This is a genomic window from Prevotella merdae (assembly GCF_900290275.1).
Lineage (GTDB): Bacteria > Bacteroidota > Bacteroidia > Bacteroidales > Bacteroidaceae > Prevotella > Prevotella merdae.
The window spans coordinates 1,396,170-1,422,083 of record NZ_LT985323.1 but is presented as its reverse complement, the minus strand read 5'-3'; the positions used below and the strand labels follow the sequence as shown (position 1 = coordinate 1,422,083).

21 protein-coding genes are annotated in these 25,914 nt (G+C 42.8%); 16 read left to right on the top strand and 5 right to left on the bottom strand.

Annotation, left to right across the window (positions count from 1 at the left end; genetic code table 11):
* Nucleotides 1–5 precede the first annotated feature (5 nt).
* The 7 genes from C9991_RS05680 (at nt 6) to C9991_RS05645 (ending at nt 6,871) form a co-directional block, all read left to right on the top strand.
* On the top strand, nt 6–1,397 hold the full coding sequence (locus C9991_RS05680; protein WP_106811593.1) for an ATP-binding protein: 1,392 nt from the start codon (nt 6–8) through the stop codon (nt 1,395–1,397).
* A 5-nt stretch (nt 1,398–1,402) separates the two neighbouring features.
* A complete protein-coding gene (locus C9991_RS05675; RefSeq protein ID WP_106811592.1) occupies nt 1,403–2,584 on the top strand; it encodes a restriction endonuclease subunit S in 1,182 nt (393 codons plus the stop codon).
* A gap of 11 nt (nt 2,585–2,595) precedes the next feature.
* The gene (locus C9991_RS05670) at nt 2,596–3,516 is read left to right on the top strand and encodes a hypothetical protein (RefSeq protein WP_106811591.1); all 921 of its coding nucleotides are present in this window, start codon (nt 2,596–2,598) and stop codon (nt 3,514–3,516) included.
* A gap of 14 nt (nt 3,517–3,530) precedes the next feature.
* The gene (locus tag C9991_RS05665) at nt 3,531–4,505 is read left to right on the top strand and encodes a hypothetical protein (protein ID WP_106811590.1); all 975 of its coding nucleotides are present in this window, start codon (nt 3,531–3,533) and stop codon (nt 4,503–4,505) included.
* Nucleotides 4,506–4,962: 457 nt separating this feature from the next.
* Complete coding sequence (locus C9991_RS05655; protein ID WP_106811588.1) at nt 4,963–6,102, top strand: AbiH family protein; 1,140 nt, start codon at nt 4,963–4,965, stop codon at nt 6,100–6,102.
* Between the two features lie 30 nt (nt 6,103–6,132).
* Nucleotides 6,133–6,396 carry a hypothetical protein gene (locus C9991_RS05650; RefSeq protein ID WP_106811587.1) on the top strand — a complete coding sequence of 88 codons (264 nt, stop codon included), beginning with the start codon at nt 6,133–6,135 and terminating at the stop codon, nt 6,394–6,396.
* Nucleotide 6,397: 1 nt separating this feature from the next.
* Nucleotides 6,398–6,871 (top strand): hypothetical protein, encoded by a 474-nt coding sequence (locus C9991_RS05645; protein WP_106811586.1) that lies wholly within the window; start codon nt 6,398–6,400, stop codon nt 6,869–6,871.
* Nucleotides 6,872–6,970: 99 nt separating this feature from the next.
* Here the strand turns inward: C9991_RS05645 and mobV are convergent, their stop codons facing one another.
* From mobV to C9991_RS05620, 5 genes are all read right to left on the bottom strand, one after another.
* On the bottom strand, nt 6,971–8,422 hold the full coding sequence (mobV, locus tag C9991_RS05640) for a MobV family relaxase (protein ID WP_106811585.1): 1,452 nt from the start codon (nt 8,420–8,422) through the stop codon (nt 6,971–6,973).
* Between the two features lie 161 nt (nt 8,423–8,583).
* The gene (locus C9991_RS05635) at nt 8,584–9,468 is read right to left on the bottom strand and encodes a BT4734/BF3469 family protein (RefSeq protein WP_106811584.1); all 885 of its coding nucleotides are present in this window, start codon (nt 9,466–9,468) and stop codon (nt 8,584–8,586) included.
* Between the two features lie 32 nt (nt 9,469–9,500).
* Nucleotides 9,501–10,811, bottom strand: coding sequence for a DUF3987 domain-containing protein (locus tag C9991_RS05630; protein ID WP_106811583.1), 1,311 nt, complete (start codon nt 10,809–10,811; stop codon nt 9,501–9,503).
* Nucleotides 10,808–11,101 carry a helix-turn-helix transcriptional regulator gene (locus tag C9991_RS05625; protein ID WP_106811582.1) on the bottom strand — a complete coding sequence of 98 codons (294 nt, stop codon included), beginning with the start codon at nt 11,099–11,101 and terminating at the stop codon, nt 10,808–10,810. Before C9991_RS05625 ends, C9991_RS05630 begins: the two co-directional genes overlap by 4 nt.
* 249 nt (nt 11,102–11,350) lie before the next feature.
* Entirely contained in the window at nt 11,351–12,889 is a 1,539-nt protein-coding gene (locus C9991_RS05620; RefSeq protein WP_106811581.1) for a site-specific integrase, read from the bottom strand.
* A 384-nt stretch (nt 12,890–13,273) separates the two neighbouring features.
* Here C9991_RS05620 and C9991_RS05615 point away from each other — a divergent pair, with 384 nt between their 5' ends.
* From C9991_RS05615 to hutI, 9 genes are all read left to right on the top strand, one after another.
* Nucleotides 13,274–13,729, top strand: coding sequence for a type I restriction endonuclease (locus tag C9991_RS05615; RefSeq protein WP_106811580.1), 456 nt, complete (start codon nt 13,274–13,276; stop codon nt 13,727–13,729).
* A gap of 4 nt (nt 13,730–13,733) precedes the next feature.
* On the top strand, nt 13,734–14,867 hold the full coding sequence (locus tag C9991_RS05610; protein ID WP_106811579.1) for a PDDEXK nuclease domain-containing protein: 1,134 nt from the start codon (nt 13,734–13,736) through the stop codon (nt 14,865–14,867).
* The gene (locus tag C9991_RS05605) at nt 14,860–15,852 is read left to right on the top strand and encodes a virulence RhuM family protein (RefSeq protein WP_106811578.1); all 993 of its coding nucleotides are present in this window, start codon (nt 14,860–14,862) and stop codon (nt 15,850–15,852) included. Before C9991_RS05610 ends, C9991_RS05605 begins: the two co-directional genes overlap by 8 nt.
* A gap of 74 nt (nt 15,853–15,926) precedes the next feature.
* Nucleotides 15,927–16,841: a glutaminase gene (locus C9991_RS05600; protein WP_106811577.1), complete on the top strand. Its 915-nt coding sequence runs from the start codon at nt 15,927–15,929 to the stop codon at nt 16,839–16,841.
* A 280-nt stretch (nt 16,842–17,121) separates the two neighbouring features.
* Nucleotides 17,122–19,326: a sodium-translocating pyrophosphatase gene (locus C9991_RS05595; protein WP_106811576.1), complete on the top strand. Its 2,205-nt coding sequence runs from the start codon at nt 17,122–17,124 to the stop codon at nt 19,324–19,326.
* 71 nt (nt 19,327–19,397) lie between these two features.
* Entirely contained in the window at nt 19,398–21,104 is a 1,707-nt protein-coding gene (gene ftcD / locus C9991_RS05590; RefSeq protein WP_106811575.1) for a glutamate formimidoyltransferase, read from the top strand.
* Between the two features lie 28 nt (nt 21,105–21,132).
* Entirely contained in the window at nt 21,133–23,142 is a 2,010-nt protein-coding gene (gene hutU / locus C9991_RS05585) for a urocanate hydratase (protein ID WP_106811574.1), read from the top strand.
* A gap of 39 nt (nt 23,143–23,181) precedes the next feature.
* A complete protein-coding gene (gene hutH / locus C9991_RS05580; protein ID WP_106811573.1) occupies nt 23,182–24,660 on the top strand; it encodes a histidine ammonia-lyase in 1,479 nt (492 codons plus the stop codon).
* A 4-nt stretch (nt 24,661–24,664) separates the two neighbouring features.
* Entirely contained in the window at nt 24,665–25,900 is a 1,236-nt protein-coding gene (gene hutI / locus C9991_RS05575) for an imidazolonepropionase (RefSeq protein ID WP_106811572.1), read from the top strand.
* The last annotated feature ends 14 nt before the right edge of the window (nt 25,901–25,914 follow it).

Below are 25,914 nucleotides of genomic sequence, written 5' to 3'. Positions count from 1 at the left end.
ACAACATGCTTAGTGAAAGTCAAAATATAGAATACAAAGAATCTTGGCGAGATGAATATCTGAAATGGATATGCGGTTTCGCCAACGCACAGGGCGGTCGCATTTTTATCGGAGTGAATGATGAGAAGCAAGTGATAGGTCTGCCCGATGCCAAGAAACAGATGGAAGACATTCCTAACAAGATTGTCAACTACCTTGGCATCGTGGAAGATGTAAACCTACTTACAGAAGGAGAAAAAGAATACATAGAGATTGTGGTAACGCCAAGCAGTATGCCTGTGGCTTACCGTGGTGTTTACCACTATCGTAGTGGTTCTACCAAGCAAGAACTAAAAGGACTGGCATTGCAGAACTTTATCTTGAAAAAGATGGGGTGGTCATGGGATGATATGCCAGTCGCTGGAGCCACGCTAAACGACATTGATCATCAGGCTATTGACTACTTCTTGCGCAAAGGCATTGAAGTGGGACGTATTTCGGGTGATGCCTATACTTCATCTACTGAAGCTGTACTGAAAAGTCTGAACTTGATAACAGAGGAAGGACAGCTCAAGCAAGCTGCCCTATTGCTCTTTGGCAAGAATCCCAAGAGATTCTTTGTGTCTTGCGATTTCCGTATCGGTCGTTTCCGTAATGACGAGAGCGACTTGATCACACAGGACGTTGTAGAAGGAAATATCCTGCAAATGGTAAACCGCATCATTGAATTGCTGCGTTCCAAGTACCTTTTGTCCCCCATTCACTACGAAGGGATAACACGTATAGAGCAATTGGAAATACCCGAGGATGTGTTGCGTGAGGCTATTTGCAACGCCATTGTTCATCGTGACTATATGGGGGTACATACACAAATGAAAGTGTACGATGACTGTATTATGCTTTGGAACGATGGCAAACTGCCCGAAGGCATCGATCAAGAGAAATTGTTCGCGGAACATGCTTCACAACCTCGCAACCGCAACATAGCCAATGTCTTCTACAAGGCTGGCTTTATCGAGACATGGGGGCGTGGCATCAACAAGATACGTCAAGGCTTGAAAAATATGGGACTTCCTGAGCCTAAAATTGAGAATCATGTCAGCGGAACGCTGATTACCATTTATCGTAATGTCGGTGTAAATGGCACTAATAACACTAATAATGTCGGAAACATGTCGGAAACAAATGTCGGAAACATGTCGGAAACGAACCTTACTGAACGTCAACGATTTATCTTGTCTTCTATCAAGAAAAATCCGTTAATCACAGGAAAAGAAATGTCGGAAACTTTATCGGTGACACAGCGTACAGTAGAACGCGATTTGGCGGCAATGCAGAAAGCTGGCATCATTCGGCATGAAGGCAAGGTTAATGCAGGTGTGTGGGTGGTGCTTGAAAATACCCAAAATAAAGATTGAGAGGTATGAAAGAAACGAAATTCAAAAATACGGAGATAGGAGAGATTCCTAAGGATTGGGAGGTTATACCTATCGGAAAGGTGTGTAATGTAAGACGAGGAGTACGTGTAACGAAAGAGCAATTAACAGACGAAGGAAGGTATCCTGTCTATCAAAACACCAATTACCCTATGGGCTATTTTGATAACTACAATGTGGATGCCAACACCCCGTTTGTCATTGTGGGTGGTTCCGCTGGACAAATAGGTTTAAGTAAGGAAAGATTTTGGGCTGCTGATGATTGCGCCTATTTCGAGAAAAGCAATACACTTGATAAGGTTTTCTTATACTACGAGTTGACACATCGGCAATTTGAAATCAAGAAGTTTGTAAGAACCGCAAGTGTGCCAAGACTTGATAGAAAAGTTGTAGAAAGTTTTGTTTTGCCATTACCTTCTCTTCACGAGCAACATCGCATAGCCTCTGCCCTTACAAGTATTGACAATTTGATTTCTTCTCTTGATAAACTAATTGAGAAAAAGAAGAACATCAAGCAAGGTGCAATGCAGCAACTTCTTACTGGGAAGACTCGCCTCAAAGGGTTTAGTGAGCCGTGGGTAAAAAGAAAGTTGGGAGAAAACGCTACCATTCAACGTGGAGGTTCGCCAAGACCTATAGAAGCATATCTTACAACAAGTCGGAATGGTATTAATTGGATTAAAATCGGCGATGTTCGCCCAAATGACAAGTTTATAAGACATACAGCAGAGAAAATAATCCCAGAGGGTGTATCTCACTCACGACAAGTATACAAGGGAGATTTCATTCTGTCAAACTCCATGAGTTTTGGCAGACCATATATTCTCGACATTGATGGGTGCATACATGATGGATGGCTGGTCATAAAAGATTATCCCAACACTTATGACATGGACTTTCTCTATTACATTTTAAGTTCTAATGCTATATTTGAACAATATATAGCTATGGCAGCTGGAAGTAGTGTAAAGAACTTGAATAAAGAGAAAGTAGCAAATGTTGTGCTTTTTGCCCCACAATCTTTGGCTGAACAACGTGCCATTGCTACCATCCTCAACAAGATGGATAACGAAATCACCGCTCTCGAAACAAAGAAAGCTAAATACGAGGCAATAAAGCAAGGCATGATGCAACAGTTACTTACTGGTAAGATACGCTTAATCTCATAAAAGTAGGATATATGGCATTAGATAAGACTATCATAACCAAGAGGCTCACTTACATAAAGTATCTCTATCAACAAGGGGTTGAGCAATCAAAGTTGCCAGAAGTCATTGCAGGCTTTGCTCTTATGCAGTTCCATGACTGTATAGAAATGTTTCTTCTTCTGGTTGCTGAAAATTTAGGCAAGAAAGACTATACCAAGTGGTCTTTTATGCAATATTGGACAGAGATTGAGTCTTTGACTATGCGTGATGCAATGAACACCATGAAGCAAAGAAGGGTCAGCTTGAAGCATCAGGGTTCGTTTCCTTCGCATGACGATGTGGTGGAATGCCGTATCAACGTAGGAACATTCTTGCAAGAGAATGTCAAGATCCAATTTGGCATAGATTTCGACACCATCTCATTAGTTGACTTGGTTTCATATGAATCAGTAAGAAGCCCTCTGTCTACTGCTGTTACAAATATGAATAATGGCAAACTGTATGATTCAATGGTACAAACACGCATAGCTTTTGACAATTTGTTGGAGGATTATGAAGGAACTAAAGTGCATTGGTATCACAGCATTTTGGAAATCGGCAAAAAACAAGGTAACAAATACAAAGACTTTGTTAAGAATGCCTCTTTGAAAAATGCCAATAACAACATGGTGTGGTTCAAGGAAATTTCCGAAACGACAAATGAATTGAGGGATGTGGCAAAAATCACAGCATTGGGCATTGATTTCAAAAAGTATGCCCTATTCAAAGCCGTTACTCCTCATATCATCAGATTCATAGGGGAAGATGATATAGAAAGTGAAGAGTCTCTATCCGAAAGAGTAAATATTTCAGAAGACTTGTGTAATATTTGTATAAACTTTGTTATAGAAAGTGCCGTAAAGTTACAAGAAACAGATTATGACTTGTCGGAATATTTAAAAGGTGAAATGTAATAATTATATTCAGAATGGCAGAAAGAAGACACAAACAGGAGACGCAAAAGGCTCCCAAAACATACAACATCAAGATGCCAGTATATACGACATCTATGATGGAACAAGAAGAAGGCTTGTTTGGTAGGGTAACCTACCAAGATATGATTTCTCTACTGAAGGAAAGATTGAAATCTTTCTCTTCTCCAATTTCAACGGATAATCGAAACAAGACAAAGAAGATGGTCATCAATAAAATTACACCGATAGACGTTGTTATTGGGGATGTTCCGTCCTTACTTTTACAGATAAATGCCTTCAATACAAATCTGTATGATGGATATTTTGAAGCTTCTGAAAAAATTGCCTTTTCCAAAGACAACAAAATCGGAAGTGATTCCAACTTTGTGCTGTTCTATCCTCGCATAATTGGACTGCAAGAAGGACATTATACCTGCTACTTCTTGATGTTGGCATATGAAGACCCAACTAAGGATGCAGGAGAAGTAAGTCGCCTTGCAAAGATTGTAGCAAACAAGATTCTGAATGTTCCTGTACAAAACATCAAATTGGAAATGATCCTTAAAGAGCTCAAATCCATTGGGGATATTCCAGAATTAAGCATCAGATACTTTAGTCTCACAGAGGCAGAGAATAACATTGATGTCAAATATGCCAGCTATCTTGATAGTACAAAACTTAAGAAAGAAGAATTCCGTAATTTCAAGAACATGCCATTCGAAACTATGAAACAGTTGATAACGGATACTTCTGAGGATGGCAACTATCAGAAAAAAGAGACATTAATACATCACGGAAAACGTGAGTACAAAATTGCCAAGCAGTTAATATCCGAAGCTGGTGAAGAACTGAAAGAGACAGCAGAGAAAATCTTCAATGCCCAATCAGCCATCACTCAGCAAGAACTCGAAGAGAAAGTGCATAACATCGATTTCATGAAAGAGAAAATGGAAGCAATAATTTCAAACTACATAAGTGGATATGAGTAATATGGAAACGAACGAATTCTATTCAACGCTGCTCAATGATGCCTGGACTGTATATATGACATTTTGTGGAATCTTAATTTCAATAATCACACTGCTTTATTCTGTGATTTTAGGAAAACGTTCCGAACTTGAAGTTTATGCAGAACAGGCAAAATTGGGACATTCAGATCCACTAATGAGAAGACGGCACCAAATTACGGTAAAAGTAATCAAAAAAATGGTGTCTATAAACAAATGGGTATTTGCCATCTTATGTGTATCTCTGTTTAACTGTACATTAAGTTGGCTCTCTTTTCGATTCTTGCCACAAGAATACCAACGTAGTGCATTGTATTTAGTTGGAACTTTGTCTATATTTGTCTTGACTATAACTATATGTCAAGTTCGTAAACTTTATATACAATACAAGCAAGATACAATGATTTAAGAAACTTCAAAGGATATAAACCATTAGCATATGAATAGACTTGTTATCATAGGAAATGGATTTGACATGGCACATGGTCTTAAAACCAGTTATATGGATTTCATCAACTGGTATTGGGACCAGCGTGTCAATTCTCTTTTAACCAACCATACAGACACGTCAGAAGATTGTCTTTGCAGTTTAGTTATAAAGAACAAGGAAGAACTTAGCAGTTGGCATCTCTTTTCATTTCAAAACTCATTTTTCTTTAAGGACATATACCATAAAGAAAGATACTCTGGATTTGAAATTATCCAAGAGATACAGAAACATCCAGAAGTGTTTTCTATTAAGTACTGCCCATTATTTGAAAATATTCTGCGATCAATAGAAACCAAGGGATGGGTAGATATTGAGAATGACTATTATCAGCTTCTTAAAGACTGCGCAACTAATGTAGACAGTAATGAGACTGTCTCTGAATTGAACATGCAATTGGCATTTCTTCAGACAAAACTTGTAGGATATCTACAAACCATAGAAACAGATGTATTCAGAAACGACCTCCAAGGTGCAATTAAAGACAGGCTGAATCCTGATGATTTCTCTACAGAAGGTAAGAGCAAGGCCTTAGACAATATAGGGATTAACATTGCAGACCTTGCGACTATTAGGCGTAATCCCAGGAAGTTTAACAAACTCTTTCCCGAACGCACAATGCTATTGAGTTTCAACTATACAGCCACTGCCGAGAAGTACAAAGAGGATAACACAATCTACAATTATATTCATGGTAGATTGGATCACCCCGAAAATATCATCTTTGGCTATGGTGATGAACTGGATAAAGGTTATCAAGAGATTCTGGACAAGAATGATAATGAGTTGCTCAGAAATGTAAAATCGGTGAAATATTTGGAGACAAGGCATTATCACGACTTGTTAGAGTTTCTTATTTCCGCGCCATTTCAAGTCTTGATAATGGGACATTCTTGTGGCAATTCTGACAGGACATTACTCAACACAATCTTTGAACATGAAAATTGTATTTCAATCAAGCCATACTATCATAAATGTCAAGATGGAACAGACAATTATCTTGAACTGGTCCAAAACATATCTCGAAACTTTACTAACATGAAGCTGTTCAGAGATAGGGTCGTAAATAAGGAACAATGTCAAACTATGTAGCAAGAGAGAAAAATATAATAAATTAAGGATATGGGTATAAACAAAGAATACACAATAAAACTACGTTGTGCTACATGTGGTTGTGAAGACCACTTTGAGTATAATAACGATAAATCATACGTGAAATGCACTTTCTGTAATAGAGAGTACATAGGTGGCATTGAAGAATTAAAAGAGCTTAATCGCGATGCCTTTGATGATACAAAAAAGGAAATTCAAAATGATGTAACTAAACATCTCCAAGATGTATTAAGAAAAGGGTTCAAAGGGAATAAATTTATAAAGTTCAAATAAAATGGAATGTCTTTTGTCTTTTATCAAAGAATGGGGCGCCCTACTTCTGTCTTCGTTAGGAATTAGTGGAGGATTTTGTGCTTACTTGCGACATGATAGAAAAATAAAAGAACAAGAACTAAGACTAAATGAGTTGCAAATTAAGCAGTTCGAGAAAGAAGAGGCTAAGGAGAAAATGGCCGAAATGAAAGCCAATATTATCCACTATCATGGGGGAACCGCAAGAATTAGATTTGTCAATGCAGGAAAGAATGATGCTAAACACGTAAGAATCGATATCCTTTCATCCGAAGAAGAAATGTCTGGCATCTACCTTCATGGCTCTTTTGGGCCTTATGATGTCATCAATCCTCAATCATATAGAGAGGAAATAATGTCTCTTTGTGAAGGTCACAATGACACTATTCGCCTGAAAATAACATGGAATGATGAGTATCAAAATAATAGATCTGTTTCACTGACAGTTCCATTTTAGGATATACGTAATTCACTTTCCATGTTTTAATATAGCCAAGCAGATAAGTGTGAAATAACAAAATTTCTCACACTTATCTGTCATTATGGTTGTTTCATACTATCTGCCACGTCGCAGCCGATACTTCGCAGGTCGCATCATTGCAGCCGATACTGCAATGCACCTTCGCCACCAATGCTCATCATCCTCATCTTTGTCCCTACCCCAACCAGAGCCAGGTGAACCGCCACCGCCACATGATTCTGCATAGGTTGTAGCTTCACGGATATAGCCAAGCGAAAGAAGCATGGCGCAGTTGATGATTTGGTTGCAGTTTCGAGTCAAGTCTGTATAGCCTGACTCGTTTACGATTTCCTGCTGACGGTCGGTGAACGTAAAGGTAAGAGGCTCTAAGGAAGAAACAAGCATACTGTTGAAAGTGGCAAGCATATTTCTTTGAAGTTGAATTGACTGTAGGTCCCGGTCTTCACCAAGGACTCCTTGCATTCTGCTGTGCTCGTATTTCATTTCTGCAAGCCTCTGTTTGGCTTCTGTAATCGTAGCGTTGGCATCGTCAAGCATCTTCTGTCGAAGAGCAAGTTTCTCGTCTATACCATCCAACTCCTTGCGTAGTTTGGACATTTGTATTGCCAAGTCTGCATTATCAACACCGTCTTGCCCGAACTGTCGGGCTATGAGGTCTATCTGCTCTTGCACCTCCTCTTTACGAGTATGTAAGTTTGCAATCATAGTTGAGATGCCTTTCAGTTTTATCTCGGCACGATGTATCTGCTTCAGCAAATCTTCTTTGGTTGTTTGCAAACGTGTAACCTCAGAAATTAAGTCATACCTGTATTCTGAAATAGAGCGATGTCGGGCTTTTGTGGTGGCAATGTCATTGCCACGCTCCAATCCCCACTTTTGACTGACCTCATTTTCCAGATCATCATGGAGCTTGCGGAAGATGGCAGCCATTTGATATTTGTCTTTTCCAAACACTGCACGCCACGATATTCTGCCACGCTCATTGTCCATTGGGATAACAGAACAATGAATATGTGGATTTGTCTCATCAAGGTGGACGTAGAAGCCTACTATGTTGTCTTCGCCAAAACGCTTCGCCACAAAATCATAAACATCCTTTGCCCAATCCTCTATATCCTTTGTCCTGCAAAGATGAGAATTGTCCGCTCCTTTTTCAAGACTTACGTTCTGACTGCCGAAAGCCAAATTGAGCATTCGTTCACGGCTGCCACCAAAGACAAACTGGGCGAGAGTGTTTTGCCTACGTCTGACATTCGGACGGTCGTTCGGGTCTTTGATGCCTCTTGATGCAAGACTCTCAGCCATCTTCTGTGCTATTGATTTTGATGTGTCGATAGGCTGTATAATACCACCTTTCGCCACTTCAAAATTAAGATGCTTTCTTGTAGGGTCATAATTTGAGAGACTGTCGGAAGCCTTCACACTCCACACTTTGTCATTCCAGTTACGCTGTTGCTCGTTGCTTTCTGCTTGTGTGATGCCACTGCTATTGGCGTGTATATCCATCACTTGTTTTCTTTCTGCCATATCTATTTTCAATTAAATTCTAACCGAGCTTGCTCCCCGAAGGAACCTCTATGAGGGGTTAGCCTAAAGCGTAAACGAAAGTTAACGCATATTAGGCTATGCGATTTATAAATCGTTTGTCTGCTAAGTGTTCTTTCTACAGCAAGAGCAAGCTCTTTTCTTTATTCTTTTGTTGTTATGCCATATTGTTTGCACATCCAAAAGAACGTGCCGATATTAACCTGTTGATAGTTCCTCCGAAGGAGGTCGGTAAACATCTTGTCCGCCTTAGCAGCATTGTACTTTGCGTTTTGCCGGCTGCAAATATGGAATAGCGATCTTCCACTCTCGCCAAGGGTTGCCAAGGCACACCCTACCTTCAACCAATCATCATAAGAGGCTGTAATATCTATGCCGCATTGTTGTATTTTTCGACAGCAAACAGCCACCTCTGCAAATGTGTTCTCACCTTCATATATAAAGCAAATCGGCAAGGATTTATGTTTGGGTTTTTCCACATAAACTCCTTCATACAATGTGGCGTTTTCATTTATGATAGGATGCTCGTCATACGACAAACAACGCAATCGTGTGATGTCGCTGCATGCCGAATCTATCATTATCCCCATCTTTCGGAAATCAATCTGGAGTTGGCGGAATTGCTGCAAATGCTTTTCGGGATAGCGTAATGGGATGACCAAGAACAATCCTTTGCCACTTACACTTAATGCACAATATGCTATTTGTGGAAGTACCGACAAGTCTTGTTTCAATGTTTCCCAATCCAAAATATCGGGATTGTCCTTAGCGTCAATATCCACACATATTAGTCCTGAATGTTGGAAAAGATTGTTCTTTGCTCTTGTTGGAGAGAATACACCACTTATAGTAGCCTGTGGCAGACCTCGTTTTAAGGCATTACGCTTCTCCTTGTCAAAGACAGCTCTCAACCTTAGTATATCATCCTTATATTCCTTACAGAAAAGGAATGTCCCTAAAGGCATTATTGTCCCTGTATTGTCAGTCACTCCGTTATAAACGGATACATGAGTTTGAAAAATGTCCATAGTCTTTCTTTGGTTTACAGGTTGCGGTTGCGTTATGAGTTTACATTCTCATTATCAGTTAGTTGAGACGTATCGCAAGTGCAACCCCGCAACTCGGAGGTTTGATTTACGATTTTACTTACATATTGCCGTGACACACCTATCGCATCAGCCAATTTCTGGATGTTGAGTTTATGTCGCTCTGTGCGTTTTACAAGTTCAGCAATCAATTGTGCCTTTGTAATCTCATTTGAGGCTTTTCTTTTCATTTGCGCCAACATCCTATAAGCACAGTCTTCAAAGTAGTACATACACTCTATGCTATACTGCATTTCTTCCGCCGAAATTATCGTTGATGTCGGCAAGGCAAAGTATTGTCCTGTACCAGCACTTTCTCCACAAGAAAGAATGTGAGTGATGGCACACCATTTCTCTACTTGAATTCTGATTTTGGAAAGAACCGCTGACACCCAAGGGTCTACGTCTTTTTCTTTTCTTGTCGTCTCCTTGTTAAACGCATCGAGGAGGGCTTTGGCTTCCACGCTCAACACCAACTTCATGTCGCCGATTGCATTTAGTTTGTTTATAATCTCACACCATGCAGTTTTGTACATTTCATCGAGTACATTGTCCTTGTATTCTTTTTCAGGAAGTACCTGTGGGTAAACATACAGCCACCGCTGCACAAAGCCCTCATCAGCCCATGATGGTTTAAAGGCATTGGCAATGGCACGAGGTTGTATTCCACCCAAGATACATAGGTAAGGATTGGAAATCCATTGAGGCTCCAACGTTTTTCGGTCTACTGGGAATGGTGTTCCATCATAGATAGACAGATAGTTACTAATTTCACCACTTGAATTATAGCGGTTCATGTCATCAAGAAAGCCTTTAATCTCGTCACGATACAGTAACAATCCTGACTTGGCGTAGCTTTTGTCGGCAAGAACTTGATACAGTCCTTCTGGAGTAACATCCGAGACAATCAGTCGGTCTCTTACAGGTTCTTCACCGCCATTTTTCTTGTATTCACGATAAACTTCCTTAAACTTCTTGATGCGCAACTCCTCTTCTTTAAAGATAGGCTTCAGCATTTCTTTTATTGGAGAACTTTTGTTCGAACCGCTTGGAGCGACCACACAGAGCCAATGATTGGGATTGTTGTTATATTTTCCATCGAAAATCTCTATATGTTTTCCACATACTGTGCTGACGATGGCATACACGGCTGCTGTGATGAAATCACGGGAGCACTCAAAGACCTCAGAATAGTGATTGATGATGCGCTGCACCTCCAAGCGCAATCCCCAAATGGGTATCTCGTGTGGTGGTGCTTCAAGGGAATGTGAGGTTATGTTTATCATAACGGCAGCTGCTTTGAAGGATTAAACACTGCATCTATGTCCGATTTACGGTAAAGGGCTTTTCTTCCTACCTTTATAGGAGCAGGCCATACACCGTTCTTCACGTTACGCCAAAGTGTAGTCTTTGAGACATGATACTTGATGGCGACCTCATCAGCTGTCATATACTCATCAGCTATGTTGGCATTTCTGTTATTGTCATCCTTCCATTCAAGGAAAAGTTCCTTCAGGTCGGCAATGTTCAAAACAACCTGTATTTGTGCGTTGTTTGAAAGTTCTTTAATATCCATTGTATTCTGAATTTTTAATGTTATACATCTTGTAAATTTCACTTGTGTTCTCGAGAATTCACAAGCAAAATTATTACGCACAATAGCGAAAGGAAGAAAAAACGTATGAATAACAACTGATTTAATGGGCAAATAGTAGATTTGGTTCTAACGAGAAGGCAATATAGAACCAAAGAATAAGGGCATACCTTTGGTCAATGTGACCCTTGGTATGCCCTTGGCTTATGTCGAATTTTATGTCCTACGAGATTAAATCTCGCTTATCGTTTGCTTCAATATGTCATCATCTATCTGGCGATAGCGGTTAAATGCTCGGCTGCCTTCAACGTGACCGCTCATCTTGCCAACAATATTTGGATCGCGCACGGCTTTATAGGCAGCACCTACGAAAGTTCTGCGAGCCATGTGCGAACTGGCAACATCACAGATACGTCTCATTTCTGTTTCGCCTGTAGTTGAATTGCGCACCGGAACTATTCTTGTTATGCCACATATCATGAGTATAGCCTTTATCGCATCGTTGTATTTCTGTGGACTGATAAAAGGAAACAATCTTCCGTCTTTATCCACTCCATTATATTTAGCCACCAACTTCAGCGCACATGGGTTTAGTGGTATACGTGGCTTTACTGGTGCATCTTCATCAGACGTCTTGCTTGGCACATACTCCAATATACCATCTGTGATATTCTTTGAAGTCAGTGTGCATAAATCTCCCACACGGCAACCAACCAGACATTGAAACACAAAAATGTCTCGCTGCACCTCCAATGTCTTCAATGGCATTTTTGAGCAGAGTTTCTTGTCCTCATCCTCCAGTCCCTTCCATAACGCAGGAATGTCTGCTTCAGCCAAAAGATTGCGCTCCTCTTTTGTCAGATAAAAAGGAACGCCATACTTCTCCGTACCAATCTTTATGCCATCGAAAGGTCGGTTGGAGGTTCTCTCGGTTTCGTAGAGCCACTGCATGAAAGCCTTGAATTTCTTTTTTAGCTTTACTATGGTATTCTCTCCACGGTTCTGTAATTTGGTGAAAGTATGCACTACATTGATTTCAACTGGGTATTGCTCCAATATTGATTCAAACTGTTTTGGGTATTTCTCGGACAATGTTTTCTCGTTACGCAAATAATTCTCAAAGTCCTCTATGTCCTTTCGGGTTATCTTGTCGATGTTCCATGCAAACTTTTCTCTGAGAACCTTATTCTTGAAAGCTTCATAGCGGGCCAAGTCACGCACAAGAACCCTAAAGGCTTTTGTATGGTCATAGGAGAAACGCTTTTTGTCCAAGTATTCTTCCGCCAAATCATATATGGAAATTTTCTTGACTCCACGCTTTTTTTTCGGATTAACGACATTACCATGTTGATGAAATTTGCGCACGATTTTATCAAGCCAATCATCTGGAATATTTTCTTTATCTACCTTGACAAAGGCATCCATTATAATTGTCTGTAAATCCACCAACAATCGGGCTTGTTCTTTGTCATATAGTACATCTGGAGTAATAAGCCTATCGGTAATAACAACCTCACCTCTTGTTGTAACGACATATCCTTTTGCCTTTGCTTCGTCTTTGCAGACAGAAGTAATCTTGTCTGGAATATCTACTCCCTGCTTCTTGGTTGCAGCCCTATTTACAAAATATCTGAAATGACGAGGTTGTATGAATAATCCAGTCTTGACTCTAAAGTCAATCTTCTGACCTTGATAAAACCTTATCAGTATTTCACTGCGATGAGTTATTTTGTCCTCTTTTGAGGATAATTTCAAATCAATATTCGCCATAATACCTCTATTTTTATTTGTTTGCAAAGGTAATGGTAATATTTTCTACTTGCAATATTTTTGCCGAGTTTTTGCCGAGTTTTCTGTAATTTAATGATATTACTCGCTATTGAGTGAAATAACACCATTGCGTATTTATTTGATAATCAGTTATTTTAGAATTTCAGAAAATTTCAATAGATATTACTAAAATGTGCCTATCAGGCGCACCATATAGAATCCTAACTGCTTAGAAATGAGCAGTTAGGATTTTTTGTTTTTACAAGTCAGTTATTACATGTTAAAGATTTGCACCAAGCGTATGTTTTTATCTGGCAAATCACTATCTTTGCGTTAACAACACCATATTAAGCAACAAATTCCTTGATATTAGGCAAATAAGTTATGAGCAAGTTCAATGAAGCAACAAGGGTTCAAATGCCAGCCATGGTACATTTGACGCGATTAGGATATTCCTACTTCGGAAAAATAAATGAAGAAATGGCGGGTATCGCTTACGATCCAGACACGAACATACTTACAGATGTTTTCAAACAGCAGTTTGAGCACTTAAACCCATCTGCAAAGGGTGAGTTTGAGCAGACCTTGCGTGCCATAAGGCAAGAATTGGCTAATGACGTCAGCTACAATGATATCAAGGAGAAGGGGTACAGCCTCTCTGCTGGTCAATACTTCGACATCAAGATTGACTATGTTGATATTACGGAAGAGGAGTTCAACAGGCGGATGAGTGAATATGAAGCCACACTGACACAACAATTTGAAGAGAGTCACCGTTTGGAGAAGGAGATACTTGCCCAATTGCGTAGTATATCGTTTAATAATATCGATAAGGAATAGCACTATGAACGAAATAATCAAGGGAAGCAACTCGTTATTGCCAAATGGTTATGCCCAATGGCGTAAAGATATTGAACACCTAATTGATACAGCCAAACTTCATACGGCTCTTAATGTGAATGTGGGGACTTTGACCCTATATTGGAACATAGGTAAAAGTATATTACATAAACAGGAGCAGGAAGGTTGGGGCAAACAGGTTATAGAGCAGCTGTCGAAGGATTTAATCTCTCGTTATCCAGATGACCGAGGCTATTCCAAACGCAACCTTGGCTATATGAAGAGTTTTGCCATGCAATATCCAGATTTTCCATTTTTGCAAGTGCCACTTGCAAAATTAAGAGAACTGCCAATTTTGCAAGCGACACTTGCAAAATTAGAGAGTGAAGGTAAGGATTTTGTGCAAGTACCGCTTGCACAAATATCTTGGTATCATCATATTTCATTGCTGCCCAAGGTGAAAGACGAAGCAGAACGTGCCTACTATATAACAGAAACAGCACAGAATGGGTGGAGTCGTGATGTGATGCTCCTTCAGATTGACAATGGATATATCCATGCAAAAGGACATGCAATCAACAACTTTGAACAGACCTTGCCGCCTCTTCAGTCCGACTTGGCTCGCTACATATTCAAAGACCCTTACAATTTCTCGTTCATCGGAACGATTGCATTGCAAAACGAATTGGATATAGAAAAGTCATTGACAAGCAAGATTACTGATTTTCTGCTTGAAATGGGGCGTGGCTTTGCATACATAGGCAGACAATACCACATATCGGTTGATGGTGATGACTACTATATAGACTTGCTAATGTACCATCTAAAATTACATTGTTATGTTGTAGTGGAACTAAAAGCCGTAGAGTTCAAGCCTGAGTTCGTTAGCAAACTGAATTTCTATATTTCTGCTGTTGACGACTTGGTAAAATCCACAGAAGACAAGCCTACCATTGGTTTGCTCCTTTGTCGGACTAAGAGCAACAAGAAAGCCGAGTTTTCGCTTCGTGGCATTACACAACCAATGGGTATAGCGCAATACGAAACGGAAAAGCTCTTCGCTGATGTTGCATCGGCTTTGCCGCAGATTGAGGAAATAGAAAATAAACTTGATGACTTGGATTTAGATAATGAGTAACGAAATACAGTTTCTTCTTTACAATATGCCGGATGCCGACGGCAAGGTGCAAGTAGTCATACGGGGTGAAACACTTTGGTGTACACAAAAGGCTATGGCGCAACTCTTTGGAGTTGGTGTTCCTGCTATTAGTAAGCATCTAAAGAACATCTTTGAAGAGGATGAACTTGTAGCGGATTCAGTTATTTCCAAAATGGAAACAACTGCCACTGACGGCAAGAACTACAAAACGACATATTATTCTCTTGATGCGATCATTGCCGTAGGCTATCGTGTGTCTTCATTGAAAGCCACTCGTTTCCGCCAATGGGCAACAAAGATTCTCAATGAGTATATCAAGAAAGGCTTTGCCATGGACGATGAGCGTTTGAAACAAGGAACGGCAGTATTCGGCAAGGATTACTTCCGTGAATTGCTTGAACGTGTGCGTTCTATCCGTACGAGTGAGCGTCGCATTTGGCAACAGATTACGGACATATATGCAGAGTGTAGCACCGACTATGACCGTAACTCTCCGACCACACACGATTTCTACGCAATGATACAAAACCGCTTCCACTATGCCATTACAGGACAGACTGCTGCTGAGATTATCTTTTCTAAGGCAGACCACACAAAAGAAAACATGGGACTGACTACATGGAAGTATGCACCAGATGGTCGTGTCTTAAAATCGGACGTATCTATTGCTAAGAACTACCTGCAAGAAAAGGAAATCCGACAATTGGAGCGTGCTGTTACTGGTTTCTTTGATTATATAGAAGACCTCATTGAGCGTGAAAACACGTTCAACATGGCACAGTTCTCTACAAGTGTCAATGAATTCTTAACATTCCGCAAATACCAGATATTGCCCGACAAAGGCAAAATTTCGGCAGCGCAAGCCAAGAAGAAAGCGGAAGAAGAATATGACATTTTCAATAAGACACAACGTATTGACTCTGACTTCGATAAGGAAGTGAGGGGATTACTGAATAATGAGTAAGTCGGCAAATCACGATCTTTGCATTTTATGCACACATATTTATACAAATATAAACTACTAAACAAAAAGAAACAATGGATTACCAACCTTTATTAGAGAAAATTAGACGCGAGATAGAGATATACGCCAAGGATGGAAAGCAGGCCGACTACATTCCTGCATTGGCTAATGTCAACCCCGACCAGTTTGGAATATGTCTCAGTATGCTTGACGGCAGAACCTATCAACTTGGCGATTCTAACGTTAAGTTCTCCATACAGAGCATTGCCAAGGTGTTCTCACTTGCTATAGCCTTGAGTTTGCTTGGCAAAGACTTGTGGACTCGTATAGGCAAGGAACCTTCGGGGTCGGCTTTCAACTCTCTTGTACAGTTGGAGTACGAGCATGGCAAACCTCGCAATCCGTTTATCAATGCAGGCGCATTGGTAACAGCCGACGTGCTGCTGTCGCATCTTGAAAATCCAAAGGAGTTCTTTCTCGAATTTGTACGCACCATAGCAGGCAATCAAGACATAAACTACTCAGAAGAGGTTATGCAGTCGGAGTTGGACAGTTGCTATCTCAATGCTTCTATTGCATATCTACTGAAGCATCATGGCAACTTGCACAATGATGTTAATGACGTATTGCAGTTCTACTGCACAATATGCTCTTTGGAGATGAGTTGCGAGGATTTGTCGCACGCATTTATGGCTTTTGCCAAGAGCAATGAGCCTTTCTCGCATGCTGGTGTCAACCTTACCATATCGAGAGTAAAACGTATTAATGCCATAATGCAAACTTGTGGCTTCTACGACGAAGCTGGCGACTTTGCTTTCCTTGTTGGTCTGCCTGGCAAAAGCGGTGTAGGCGGTGGCATCGTTGCCCTTTATCCTTCGCGCTACTCTATAGCAGTATGGAGCCCACGACTCAACAAAAAGGGCAACTCTATTATGGGTATGAAAGCCTTGGAACTATTCACATCCGAAACAGAGGAGTCTATTTTCTAAAATTCAAAAACCAAATTTATGAAACATAGATTCTGGCTTCAGCATGCCTATGCGGTACTATCCCTACCTATTGCCATAAGCACGAGGAAAAGTAAAAAAACTTGCTTGCAGTGTCTCACTGCTATTAACAATCAGCATTAAAGAATGATACAAAACTGAAGTTTATTTAATAAAAATATTTCATCTTTCCCCCATCGTATTGATTTATTTCATATATTTGCAAAATCGTTTCATCACAACGACCTATCGAATCTATTACAAACCTAATTAATACATAATTATGAACAACATCCCATTAGTATTTTGGCTAATCCCCATTGCCAGCGTTGTAGCCTTGGCAATGGCATGGTTCTTCTTCCGCTCGATGATGAAAGAGGAGGAAGGCACCGACAGAATGAAGGAAATTGCGGCACACGTACGCAAGGGTGCCATGGCTTACCTCAAGCAGCAGTACAAGGTTGTAGCCATTGTCTTCATTGTGCTCGCTATCATCTTTGCGTTCATGGCTTATGTGCTACAGGTGCAAAACCCATGGGTACCATTCGCATTCCTTACTGGTGGTTTATTCTCAGGATTGGCTGGATTCTTCGGTATGAAGACTGCCACTTATGCTTCAGCTCGTACAGCCAACGGAGCACGCTCAAGTCTTGACAAGGGATTGAAGATTGCTTTCCGCAGCGGTGCCGTTATGGGCTTGGTTGTGGTAGGTCTTGGATTGCTTGATATTGCCATTTGGTTTGTTGTTCTTAATGCTGTTTATGATGGCGAGGCAACAGCCTTAGTCACTATAACCACCACTATGCTTACGTTTGGCATGGGTGCCTCTACTCAGGCTCTCTTTGCTCGTGTAGGTGGTGGTATATACACCAAGGCTGCCGATGTGGGAGCCGACCTTGTAGGCAAGGTAGAGGCTAACATTCCAGAGGACGACCCACGCAATCCTGCTACTATTGCCGATAATGTGGGCGACAATGTGGGCGACGTTGCCGGTATGGGTGCCGACCTATACGAGAGCTATTGCGGTTCGATATTGTCGACAGCAGCCTTAGGAGCTACAGCCTTTGCTATGAATGGCGACATGCAGCTACGTGCTGTCATTGCACCAATGATTATCGCAGCCATAGGCATCTTCCTTTCGTTAATAGGTATCTTCTTGGTTCGCACCAAGGAGGGCGCAACGATGAAGGAGCTATTAAAATCTCTCGGTCTTGGCACCAATGTAAGTGCCGGACTCATTGCCGTTGCCACATTTATTATATTATATCTGTTGGGCATCGAGAATTGGCTTGGATTATCGTTCTCTGTAATCAGCGGTTTGGTAGCAGGAGTGGTGATTGGTCAGGCTACAGAATATTATACCTCGCATAGCTATAAGCCAACACAGAAGATAGCAGAGGCTTCGCAAACAGGTCCTGCTACCGTTATTATAAAAGGTATAGGCACGGGAATGATTTCTACAATGATTCCTGTTGTCACCATTTCGGTAGCCATCATGTTGAGCTATCTCTGCGCTAATGGTTTCGACATGTCGCTTTCGGCAAAGTCGATAAGCACCGGTCTTTATGGTATCGGTATTGCAGCCGTAGGTATGCTGTCAACCTTAGGCATCACCCTTGCTACAGATGCTTACGGTCCTATTGCCGACAACGCAGGAGGAAATGCAGAGATGAGCGGACTGGGTGAAGAAGTGCGTGAGCGCACAGACGCTCTGGATGCTCTTGGCAATACTACAGCTGCCACAGGCAAAGGCTTTGCCATTGGCTCTGCAGCCTTGACGGCTCTGGCACTTTTGGCTTCGTATATAGAGGAAATAAAGATTGCGATGATTCGTGCGGTAGAGAATGGCAAGCAGTATGTGGATGCTGCAGGCAACATCTTCGACCCAACGAATGCAACAACAATAGATTTCATCAACTTCTTCCAGGTAAACCTCATCAATCCTAAGGTTTTGGTGGGAGCATTCCTCGGAGCAATGGCAGCATTTCTATTCTGTGGCTTGACCATGGGAGCAGTAGGTCGTGCTGCAGAATCAATGGTTCAAGAGGTACGCCGACAGTTCCGCGAGATAAAGGGAATACTTGAAGGCAAGGCTACACCTAACTATGGTCGCTGTGTAGAGATAAGCACCCGTAGCGCACAACGCGAAATGATAATTCCTTCGCTTCTTGCCATCGTCATCCCTATCGTTGTAGGCTTGGTGCTTGGCGTAGCAGGTGTGCTCGGTCTGCTTACTGGCGGCCTTGCAGCAGGTTTCACTCTCGCGGTATTCATGTCAAACTCTGGTGGTGCATGGGATAATGCCAAGAAGATGATTGAAGAGGGTCATTTCGAGGGCAAGGGCAGCGAAAACCACAAGGCTACTATCGTTGGCGACACCGTTGGCGACCCATTCAAGGACACCTCTGGTCCTTCGCTCAATATCCTCATCAAGCTTATGTCGATGGTTAGCATTGTTATGGCTGGACTGACAATAGCATTTCTCTAAGACTTTGACTACACAGCGTTGACAATACCTATGTACAAAACATATTTACTACTAACAAAATACCTTACACTATGGCAAAAATGAAGCAGATTGTAGAGTGTGTGCCTAACTTCAGCGAAGGCCGTGACTTGAACATTATCCGTCAGATAACGGATGAAGTGGAGAGCGTTAAGGGTGTAAAACTGCTTGACGTAGACCCTGGAGAAGCCACCAACCGAACCGTAGTTACCTTTGTAGGCGAACCCGACAACGTTGTCGAGGCTGCCTTTAAGGCTGTAGCCAAAGCCGCACAACTAATAGATATGCGCCAGCATCACGGTGCCCACCCACGTATAGGCGCTACAGATGTGCTGCCTATTGTACCAGTAAGTGGAATTACACTTGAAGAGTGTGCTGAGATTTCGCGCAACCTTGCCAAGCGTATTGCCAACGAGCTTAACATACCTTGCTATTGCTACGAGGCTGCCGCCTTTACCCCAGAACGCCAAAACCTTGCTATTTGTCGAAAAGGAGAATACGAGGGTATAGCCGAGCGTATTGACAATGATGCCGAAGCTCCCGACTTTGGACGACGTCCTTACGACGAGCAAGTGGCTCGCACTGGTTGTACTGTTGTAGGAGCAAGAGACTTCCTTATTGCAGTCAACTTCAACCTTAACACTACCTCCACCCGTCGAGCCAACGCCATTGCATTTGACGTGAGAGAAAAAGGCAGACCTATGCGAGAGGGTAATCCTATTACAGGCAAAAAACTTCTCTATGCCGACGGTACTCCTATCATGAAGCCTGGCACCTTGAAGTGTACCAAGGCCATTGGCTGGTACATCGACGAGTATGGCATTGCGCAAGTGTCGATGAATATAACCAACATCAATGTCACTCCGCTGCACAAGGCTTTCGACGAAGTTTGTCGCTGTGCACAAAACAGAGGTTTAAGGGTTACAGGAACCGAGATTGTAGGTCTTGTTCCCGAACGCACGCTCATCGAAGCTGGACGTTACTTCCTTGCCAAGCAGCAGCGTTCTGCCGGCATACCCAAAAAGGACGTTCTCGACATTGCTATCAAGTCGTTAGGACTATCTGACCTTAAGGAGTTTAAGCCTGAAGAGAAGATTATAGAATATGTAATGGCAGCCGATGACGAAAAGCATAATCTATTGGTTGACCTTACTGTCAAGGGATTTGCCGAGGAGACTTCACGCGAGAGTCCGGCTCCTGGCGGTGGTTCTGTATCGGCATATATGGGCGCATTAGGTGCATCGTTGGCCACAATGGTTGCCAATCTGTCAAGTCATAAACCTGGTTGGGACGAGCAATGGCAACAGTTTGCCAATGTAGCCGAAGAGGGTATGGCTCTGCAAGAGCGTTTGCTGCATCTTGTAGACGAGGACACCGAAGCTTTCAACCGTATTATGGCTGCATTCGGCATGCCTAAGAACACTCCTGAAGAGAAGGCGGCCCGATCGGAAGCTATACAAACGGCTACATTGTTTGCTGCAGAGGTGCCGCTTGATACTATGAAGACCTCGTTCGAGGTGTTTGATGTTTGCCGTAAGATGGTAGAGACAGGCAATCCTAACAGCGTATCGGATGCGGGTGTAGGTGCATTGGCTGCACGTGCCGCTGTACTTGGAGCTGGCATGAACGTAAAGATTAATGCAGGATCGCTGAAAGACCGCGCTAAGGCTGAGGCTCTTATTGGCGAGGCTAACGAACTTATAGCTAAGGCTAATAAGGTGGAGGCGGAGATTACGGCATTAGTGGAGAGTAAGTTATAAGTATTGGACTTCCATAAAATTTTAATCTATGACCTTTTCAGAAGAAATTAAGCTTGGCATACCCGACTTTCTACCCGAGCCAATGCCATACGACAACACCATAAACCATGCGCCTAAACGCAAGGAAATACTAACACACGAGGAGCGACAGCTTGCTCTGCGCAATGCACTACGCTACTTTCCCAAGCATCTACATGCCGATTTGGCCCCCGAGTTTATCGACGAACTCAACAAGTATGGCCGTATATACATGTACCGCTATCGTCCTCGTTACGAGATGTATGCCCGTTCGATAGACGAGTATCCACATCGTTCCGAGCAGGCAGCTGCAATAATGCTGATGATTCAGAACAATCTCAACCCTGAGGTAGCACAGCATCCGCACGAACTCATTGTGTATGGAGGCAACGGAGCTATTTTTCAAAACTGGGCTCAATATCGCCTGGTGATGAAATATCTTAGCGAGATGACCGACGAACAAACCTTAGTTATGTACTCAGGACATCCGCTTGGCCTGTTCCCATCACATCAAAATGCACCGAGAGTGGTAGTAACCAACGGCATGGTTATACCCAATTACTCGAAGCCAGACGATTGGGAGCGCATGAACGCTCTTGGTGTAAGCCAGTACGGACAAATGACTGCTGGATCGTATATGTATATAGGTCCGCAGGGCATTGTACACGGCACCACCATAACCGTACTAAATGCTTGCCGCAAGCAGATAAAAGCCAAAGGCGCGGCGCATGACATACACGGAATGCTGTTTGTATCGTCTGGCCTTGGAGGTATGTCGGGTGCACAGCCTAAAGCAGGCAATATAGCCGGCGTGGTAAGCGTAGTGGCAGAGATAAACCCACTTGCAGCAAAGAAGCGCTACGACCAAGGTTGGGTGGACGAGCTTCACGACAATCTTGACGAATTGATACCGGCTATACGCAAGAGTGTAGCCGACAGACGTACGGTGTCTATGGCATACGTGGGTAATGTGGTTGACCTTTGGGAGCGTCTTGCCGATGAGGGCATACACGTGGATATAGGCAGCGACCAAACTTCTCTGCACAATCCATGGGCAGGAGGATACTATCCTGCCGACCTTACATTAGAAGAATCGAAGAAAATGATGGCTGATAACCCCGACGAGTTCCGCGAACACGTACAAGCTTCATTGCGTAGACAAGTGGCTGCAATTAACCGTCTGTCGGCAAACGGCATGTATTTCTTCGACTATGGCAACGCCTTCCTTTTGCAGTCGAAACGAGCTGGAGCCGACATATGTAATGAGGATGGCAAGTTCAGATATCCGTCGTACGTGCAAGATATAATGGGTCCGATGTTCTTCGATTATGGATTCGGTCCATTCAGATGGGTATGCACATCGGGCAACCCAGCCGACCTTGCCAAGACCGATGAGATAGCTGCACGTGTTATGCAAGAGATTATGCAGAGCGCGCCAGACGAGATAAAGGAACAGATGGCTGATAATATACACTGGATATGTGAGGCAAGCCGCAACCATCTTGTTGTAGGTTCGCAGGCGCGTATCCTTTATGCCGATGCCGAAGGACGTTCTAAGATAGCCCTGGCATTCAACGAGGCAATACGCAAGGGCGAAATCTCACGTCCCGTAGTACTTGGGCGCGATCATCATGATGTATCAGGTACCGACTCGCCTTTCCGCGAAACAAGCAACATTTACGATGGCTCACAATTCTGTGCCGATATGGCTGTACAGAACGTTATAGGCGACTCCTTCCGCGGTGCCACATGGGTATCGTTGCATAATGGCGGAGGTGTAGGCTGGGGCGAGGTTGTCAATGGTGGCTTCGGTATGGTGATAGACGGAAGCAAAGACAGCGATCGCCACATCAAAGAGATGCTTTTCTGGGATGTAAACAATGGTATTGCCCGCCGTGCATGGGCACGCAACGAAGGCTCTATACACAGTATTGAGCGCGAGATGATGCGTTCGCATGGCTTGCAGGTAACAATGCCTAACATTGTGGACGACGACATCATCAACAAATACGCCAACTAAAAAATCCTATTACAACCAACAATCCTAAAGCCTAAGTTTATGAAGATTCACAAGATTTCAGCCGAACACCTCTCTATCGAGCGTATTGGCGAGATAGTATATGGTGGATACAAAATAGAATTAAGCGATGATGCACACAAGCGTATCGTTGACTGCCGCGAGTATCTTGACCGCAAGATAGCCGAATCTACCACACCTATATATGGTGTCACTACCGGATTTGGCTCGCTTTGCAACGTTAGTATCGGCTCCGACTATTTGGCTCAACTACAAATCAACCTTATGATGTCGCATGCCTGTGGTACTGGCGACCGTGTGCCTAACGATATTGTAAAGATTATGCTATTGCTCAAGATACAGTCGTTGAGCTATGGTTTCTCGGGATGTCAGCTTGTTACTGTCAACCGCCTTATCGACTTCTTCAACAATGAGATATATCCTGTAGTCTATATGCAAGGGTCACTTGGCGCTTCTGGCGATTTAGTTCCACTTGCCCATCTCAGCCTACCTTTGGTAGGATTGGGTGAGGTAGAGCACAAAGGCATGGTTATGTCGGGAGCTGAAGTTCTACAGAAGTTCGACTGGCAACCTATAAAACTTGCCTCAAAAGAAGGTCTTGCCTTGCTCAATGGTACGCAGAATATGGGAGCCTTTGCTGTATGGGCATTGTTGCAGTCTATACGCCTTAGCGATTGGGCCGACAAGATTGCCGCAATGTCGTTGGATGCCTACTACGGACTTACAGCTCCCTTTACAGATGCAGTACACCAAGTGCGTCCACACAAGGGACAGATTGTTACGGCAGCTCGTATGAGAGAACTTCTTGAGGGCAGTCAGATTATTGAGAAACCCAAGACATACGTGCAAGACCCCTATTCGTTCAGATGTATTCCGCAAGTACACGGCACGGTGAAGGACACTATAGAATATGTAAGGTCGGTGGTTGACGTGGAGGTAAACTCGGCTACCGACAATCCTACTGTTTGTCCAGACGAAGATATTATAATATCAGCAGGCAACTTCCACGGCGAACCAATAGCCATGCCTATGGACTTTCTTGCTATTGCCATGTGCGAGCTTGCCAATATATCCGAACGTCGTATATACAAGTTGGTTAGTGGCACACGTGGCTTGCCCAGTTTCCTTGTAGCCAATCCAGGTGTTAACAGTGGCTTTATGATACCTCAGTATACAGCTGCTTCTATAGTAAGCCTCAACAAATCGTTGGCTACACCATCGTCTGTAGATAGCATTCCGTCAAGCCAAGGTCAGGAAGACCATGTAAGTATGGGTGCCAACGCTGCCATAAAACTGTACAAGGTTGTGCTAAATACAGAGCGTGTGCTTGCCATTGAGTTGTTTAACGCGGCACAGGCACTCGACTTCCGTCGCCCGTTAAGGTCGTCTGAAATAATAGAGACTATACACAACAACTACCGCAAGGTTGTGCCATTCATAGTTGACGACGAGGTAATGTATCCACATATTGCACACTCTATTGATTTCTTGAGGAAGTAATACTATGAAACAACTTGTAAAGAACATAAGTTGCCTTACCGGTATTGAATACAAACCCAAACCACGTCTGCAAGGCAAGGAGATGGCTACATTCAACACCATTGACAATGCCTGGCTACTTATAGAAGACGGACGCATTGCCCAGTTTGGCAGTATGGCAGACGGCATGCCACATATATCGGATATAGACAACACCATAGACGCAGAAGGCGGAATGGTGTTGCCATCATGGTGCGACTCGCACACGCATATCGTTTATGCAGGAAGTAGGGAGAGAGAGTTTGTTGACAAAATCAACGGACTTAGCTATGAAGAGATAGCTAAACGTGGTGGTGGTATACTCAATTCGGCTGATCTCTTGCACAACACTTCGGAGGACGATTTGTATCGTCAGGCAATGACACGTCTGGACGAGGTAATAAGGAAGGGCACCGGATGTATAGAGATAAAGAGCGGTTACGGCCTTAACCTTGAAGACGAGCTTAAGATGCTACGCGTTATACAACGTATGAAGGAGAGTTCGCCAGCTAAGATTGTGTCTACATTCCTTGGAGCGCACGCCGTAGCTCGAGGCATGTCGCAAGACGAGTATGTGGAGCTTATCATCAACGAGATGATACCTGAGGTGGGACGTCAACGCCTTGCCGATTTTGTGGACGTGTTTTGCGACCGCGGATTCTTTACAACCAAGGATACTGCCCGTATTCTTGAAGCTGCTGCCACGTGGGGAATGCGGCCAAAAATTCATGCAGACGAACTTGCATCGTCGGGTGGTGTAGAGATTGGGGTTAAACATAATGCTTTGTCGGTAGACCATCTCGAAAGTATGACGGTGGAGGAAATTGACATTCTGCGCGACAGCAATACTATGCCTACCCTATTGCCAGGTACTTCATTCTTCCTTAACATGCCTTATGGCAAGGGTCGCAAGATGATAGACGCTGGATTGGGAGTAGCAATTGCCAGCGACTATAACCCTGGCTCTACACCTTCGGGAGATATGAAGTTTGTGGTTTCATTGGCTTGTATAAAGATGAGATTGCTGCCCAACGAGGCTCTTAATGCCGCAACAATCAACGGCGCATTCGCTATGGGCGAAAGCAAGAATTATGGTAGCATAGCCAAAGGTAAAGTGGCAAACTTCTTTATTACTACCCCACTACCGTCGGTCTACTACATTCCTTACGCCTACACCACACCTATAGTCAATAAGGTGGTATTGGGCGGAAAGGTGTTATAATTAAAAGGAGGGGG

Coding starts and splice junctions, on each gene's coding strand:
- C9991_RS05680 (WP_106811593.1), top strand. CDS start 6: ATGCTTAGTGAAAGTCAAAATATAGAATACAAAGAATCTTGGCGAGAT.
- C9991_RS05675 (WP_106811592.1), top strand. CDS start 1,403: ATGAAAGAAACGAAATTCAAAAATACGGAGATAGGAGAGATTCCTAAG.
- C9991_RS05670 (WP_106811591.1), top strand. CDS start 2,596: ATGGCATTAGATAAGACTATCATAACCAAGAGGCTCACTTACATAAAG.
- C9991_RS05665 (WP_106811590.1), top strand. CDS start 3,531: ATGGCAGAAAGAAGACACAAACAGGAGACGCAAAAGGCTCCCAAAACA.
- C9991_RS05655 (WP_106811588.1), top strand. CDS start 4,963: ATGAATAGACTTGTTATCATAGGAAATGGATTTGACATGGCACATGGT.
- C9991_RS05650 (WP_106811587.1), top strand. CDS start 6,133: ATGGGTATAAACAAAGAATACACAATAAAACTACGTTGTGCTACATGT.
- C9991_RS05645 (WP_106811586.1), top strand. CDS start 6,398: ATGGAATGTCTTTTGTCTTTTATCAAAGAATGGGGCGCCCTACTTCTG.
- mobV (WP_106811585.1), bottom strand. CDS start 8,422: ATGGCAGAAAGAAAACAAGTGATGGATATACACGCCAATAGCAGTGGC.
- C9991_RS05635 (WP_106811584.1), bottom strand. CDS start 9,468: ATGGACATTTTTCAAACTCATGTATCCGTTTATAACGGAGTGACTGAC.
- C9991_RS05630 (WP_106811583.1), bottom strand. CDS start 10,811: ATGATAAACATAACCTCACATTCCCTTGAAGCACCACCACACGAGATA.
- C9991_RS05625 (WP_106811582.1), bottom strand. CDS start 11,101: ATGGATATTAAAGAACTTTCAAACAACGCACAAATACAGGTTGTTTTG.
- C9991_RS05620 (WP_106811581.1), bottom strand. CDS start 12,889: ATGGCGAATATTGATTTGAAATTATCCTCAAAAGAGGACAAAATAACT.
- C9991_RS05615 (WP_106811580.1), top strand. CDS start 13,274: ATGAGCAAGTTCAATGAAGCAACAAGGGTTCAAATGCCAGCCATGGTA.
- C9991_RS05610 (WP_106811579.1), top strand. CDS start 13,734: ATGAACGAAATAATCAAGGGAAGCAACTCGTTATTGCCAAATGGTTAT.
- C9991_RS05605 (WP_106811578.1), top strand. CDS start 14,860: ATGAGTAACGAAATACAGTTTCTTCTTTACAATATGCCGGATGCCGAC.
- C9991_RS05600 (WP_106811577.1), top strand. CDS start 15,927: ATGGATTACCAACCTTTATTAGAGAAAATTAGACGCGAGATAGAGATA.
- C9991_RS05595 (WP_106811576.1), top strand. CDS start 17,122: ATGAACAACATCCCATTAGTATTTTGGCTAATCCCCATTGCCAGCGTT.
- ftcD (WP_106811575.1), top strand. CDS start 19,398: ATGGCAAAAATGAAGCAGATTGTAGAGTGTGTGCCTAACTTCAGCGAA.
- hutU (WP_106811574.1), top strand. CDS start 21,133: ATGACCTTTTCAGAAGAAATTAAGCTTGGCATACCCGACTTTCTACCC.
- hutH (WP_106811573.1), top strand. CDS start 23,182: ATGAAGATTCACAAGATTTCAGCCGAACACCTCTCTATCGAGCGTATT.
- hutI (WP_106811572.1), top strand. CDS start 24,665: ATGAAACAACTTGTAAAGAACATAAGTTGCCTTACCGGTATTGAATAC.